This window comes from Clostridium sp. HV4-5-A1G (genome assembly GCF_900184915.1).
Lineage (GTDB): Bacteria > Bacillota > Clostridia > Clostridiales > Clostridiaceae > Clostridium_B > Clostridium_B aromativorans.
Genome location: NZ_FXYI02000232.1, coordinates 1 through 4,319, shown reverse-complemented (window position 1 = coordinate 4,319; position 4,319 = coordinate 1). Strand labels below are relative to the sequence as shown.

General features: G+C 32.8%; 3 protein-coding genes. 2 read left to right on the top strand and 1 reads right to left on the bottom strand.

Annotation, left to right across the window (positions count from 1 at the left end; genetic code table 11):
* Positions 1-253: 253 nt before the first annotated feature.
* Both J5G60_RS16810 and J5G60_RS16805 read left to right on the top strand, forming a co-directional pair.
* A complete protein-coding gene (locus J5G60_RS16810; RefSeq protein ID WP_150358946.1) occupies positions 254-1,315 on the top strand; it encodes an HD-GYP domain-containing protein in 1,062 nt (353 codons plus the stop codon).
* An 88-nt stretch (positions 1,316-1,403) separates the two neighbouring features.
* Entirely contained in the window at positions 1,404-2,426 is a 1,023-nt protein-coding gene (locus tag J5G60_RS16805) for a rhomboid family intramembrane serine protease (RefSeq protein WP_150358947.1), read from the top strand.
* A 66-nt stretch (positions 2,427-2,492) separates the two neighbouring features.
* Here J5G60_RS16805 and J5G60_RS16800 read toward each other — a convergent pair whose 3' ends face one another.
* The gene (locus tag J5G60_RS16800; RefSeq protein WP_150358948.1) at positions 2,493-4,250 is read right to left on the bottom strand and encodes an ATP-dependent metallopeptidase FtsH/Yme1/Tma family protein; all 1,758 of its coding nucleotides are present in this window, start codon (positions 4,248-4,250) and stop codon (positions 2,493-2,495) included.
* Positions 4,251-4,319 lie beyond the last annotated feature (69 nt).

Genomic DNA, 4,319 nt, shown 5'->3' with positions numbered 1-4,319 from the left:
TTTTTATTGTTTCGGCGACCTCTGAGATCTTCTCTTCTAGCTTGGTCGGGAGCGTCTGATGTGTTTAAGAGAGAGTTTATTCATAAGTAAATACTAATTTCATATTTACTGGTAGAATTTTCAATAATAATAACTGAATATTGATAGATACGCTTTTAATTAAAAGTCATGGTATTTTAATTTTTAAAATAATATGTTGTTATGGTTTCGTAAAAAATAAAATTATTATGCAAAACTTTATTGAGGTGAAATGATGAGGTTAGAGTTTATAAATAGGGTTAAAGAAAAGGATATACTAGGGAAAAGCATATTAACCAGTGAAGGGCAAGTTTTGTTAAGAGCAGGAGTTGAATTAAATAGTAGTTTCATAAGTAAACTAAAAGAATTAGGTGTGTTTTATTTATATGTAGAGGATGAAAGATTAGAAGATGTACAGGTGGAGGATGAAAAATTAACCCAATTAAAACAGTTTACAATTAAAAGCATGTCAAATATACTTGCAAATATACATGATTGCAATGGCAAAAAACTAAAGGAATCATTAATAGATGTGGAAGATATGATAAGTTATATAATTGAGCTTGGAGATGTTAATAAAAGCCTTTATGATATACAAACTTATGATAATTATACTTTTATTCATTCTATAGATGTATGCATTATGGCTTCTTTTTTGGGCATTTCAGCAGGATATAACAATTGGGATTTAAAGGAAATTGGAGTAGGAGCGGCACTGCATGATGTGGGAAAGACGAAAGTTCCTACTGCTATATTAAATAAAAGGGACAGGCTTACGGAGGAGGAATTTTATGAAATAAAAAAACATCCTATATATGGCTCACAACTGTTGAAAAAGAATTTTGCTATCTCAGATAATATAATAAAGATGGTGGAGCAGCATCATGAGAGAGTAGATGGGAAAGGATATCCTTATGGACTCAGTAATAGACAGATAACAAAATTTGCAAAACTGGTTTGTATATGTGATGTATATGATGCGGTGAGCAATGACAGGTGTTACAGAAAAAAATTTAGCCCTAACGATGCCTATGAACTCATTCTTTCAGGAAGCGGAAGCAGTTTTGATCAAAATCTGGTATCTTATTTTAAAAATACTTTTGCTATTTATCCCCTGGGATGTTGTGTCAAATTGTCAAATGGAGTTGAAGGTTATGTTATAAGGCAAAATAGGGGATTTCCAGATAGGCCGGTGATAAGAGTGCTGTATGATGCAAAGACCAGGGAAGCTATACCAGCTTTTGAAATAGATTTGCTGAAAAGTACAGATTTGGTTATAGTAACAATAGTTGAATAAAATGGAATTGTATAGAATAATTTGTAAAGCGTATAATAGATCTAAGAATATTTAAATCATTAAATATTTATATTTTCAGGAGATAAACATGAATTCATATATTAAAGATTTAATAGATAAACTTTATAAATTGTATGATTTTAATATCATAGAGATGGATCAGCAGCCAGGAGTATGCAGCAGATGGGCAATATATAATAGAGATGGTGATGCCCTAAATATAATGTTTTTTTCTGATATAGAAAGTTATAGAGATATAGTAGTAGAAAATATAATGTATAATTTTAGAAAGCTGCTTCCCGGTGAGGATATGAGATTAATACAGATAGTTGTAGATAAAAATGCCGATATATTGCAAAATGGTAGTAATCCACAGTTAAATTATAAAATTTATCCACAGTGTGAATTGATTTTAATCAACCCCAATTTAAACAGGGTATTAGGGTGTACAAATGCTGTGAGAAATTTGGCCGAACAGATAGCTCAGGCAATGCAGCATATTGGCCTCAATAATTCTTATGGCAGTGGTGTAGGTAGAAGAGAGGAAATGACTAAATCTATTGTCACTTACGTGATTATAACTTTAAACATAATGACTTATATTGTAACATCATATTTTTCTGGAAATATATTTGATAGCAATTTAAATGTACTTATATTTATGGGAGCTAAGGTCAATTCTCTTATAGACAGTGGACAATACTATAGATTATTCACATGCATGTTTTTACATGCAGGAATAATACACCTAGCTGTAAACATGTATTCTCTCTATATAATGGGTACTTTTATTGAAAAAATATATGGTAAAATAAAATATGTGATCATATATTTTGTATCGGGTATTATTTCATCTGCCTTCAGCTGTGTATTTTCACCTTCTATTTCTGTAGGAGCATCTGGTGCGATATTCGGACTTTTAGGTGCTTCTCTGGTATTTGCCCTTAAAATGAAAAGGCAGGTAGGAAGAGGATTTATTGTGAATATAATGTTTGTAATTATAATGAATCTGATGATAGGATTTTCTGTGGCAAATGTAGATAATTTTGGACATTTAGGAGGACTTATAGGAGGTATATCTATAACCTGGCTGTTGGATAAGATGAAGTAGAAAAAAGAGTGCTCCTGGTAATTTGAAAAACCGATGATGAGCACTCTTATAGGGAATATGTTGTGATTACCTATATGCCGTTGATTTTAATTCGCTTAAATCCTTTGAAAATAAAGTTTCCTTTTTTAAAAGTAAATCTGTTATTTTTTTAAGACAGTGTCTGTTTTCGATTATGATGTTTTTCACTTCTCCATATATGGAATCAATTAGACTTTTGCATTCCTGAATTATTTTATCCTGATTTATATTCAAATCATATAGCTCCTGCATGTTTAAAAGACCTAATGTTTTTCCCATACCGTATTGAGTTATCATGTTAAAGGCTATATTGGTACTGCGCTGCAAGTCATTGCGGGCTCCGGTAGTAACGTAGTTGGAGCCGAATACAACTTCTTCAGCGGCACGGCCTCCAAGGAGTACCATTATCCGCTTTTTTAAATAATCCTTGTTTTCATAAAGCTTGTCCTCTGGAATACTTAATGTATATCCACCTGCACCTTTGGTACTTGGAATAATCGTTATTTTAGATATCTTTTCATTTGGCAGTATTCTTGAGGATACCAATGCATGTCCCACTTCGTGATATGCAGTTATTTTTCTATCCACATCTCTTATATAATCTCTATTTTTCTTTTCGTATCCCGCCAATACAATGGAGAAGGCTTTATCCATATGATCATTTTCAATAGTAGCACTATTTTCTTTGCAGGCAATTATGGCAGCTTCATTTATTAAATTTTCAATTTTTGCCCCTGAAAAATAGGAAGTTTTTTGAGCCCACTCATGGATGTCTATATCACCTATAGGTTTATTTTTCAAATGTAGATTTATGATTTTTTCTCTTGAGGAAATGTCTGGTAAGGTTATTTCTATATGTCTGTCAAATCTACCCGGCCTTAAAAGGGCGGGATCCAGCATATCCAATCTATTGGTCGCGGCTATAACTACAATGCCTTCTTTTTCATTGAATCCGGACATTTCTGTAAGAAGGGCATTTAAAGTCTGATCCCTTTCGTCAGAACCACCAGAGCTATTTGAAGCACTTCGCTTTTTGCCGATAGCATCTATTTCATCTATAAATATGACGGCTTTTCCCTGATTGTTATTTCTAGCTTTTTTAAACAACTGCCTTATACGACTGGCTCCAACACCTACATATACCTGTATGAAGTCAGAACCAGAGACTGCATAAAAAGGAACATTTGCTTCACCTGCAACAGCTTTGGCGAGAAGGGTCTTCCCTGTACCTGGTTGTCCATAAAGCATGATGCCTTTTGGCATTCTGGCCCCATAAGAGGTATATTTTTCTGGGTTTTTCAGGAAGTCTACTATATCTTTTACACTTTCTTTTGCTTCATCATTTCCAGCCACATTATTAAAATTATAATTGGAGTCTTCAACAGCAGTAGCATCCAGAGAATCCAGGGAAAATGCCTTTTTAGAAGCTTTTGCAGAAGGTTTAAGTGACAAAATTATAATAGATATAATGGAAACAGCCATCAGGGCAATAGGGTATACTTGCCTACTATTTACAGGATAATTTTCAAGTACATTTATTCCATTTTTCAAGAAAGTTTCTTTAGTACTAGGTGTTCTGGGATTATCTGTGTCGTATATTGTACCATTTTTTAATTGTACCCTTATTTTGGGAGAGTCTGTTAAATAAATTGTGGAGATATTTTTAGCAGAAAGATCTTTTTCAAATGAAGTATATGATTTATAATTTATAGAATTATTGTTATAATTCATAAACACCAATAAACCCACAGAGAGTACAAATATTAAAATTGGTATTAAAACAAGCTTGTTTTTTATTTTTTTCATTGAACTACTCACCTTCCTGTCTCTTAAACACAACTCCGAGCCCACCAGACCGTACTAGATGTCGTATGC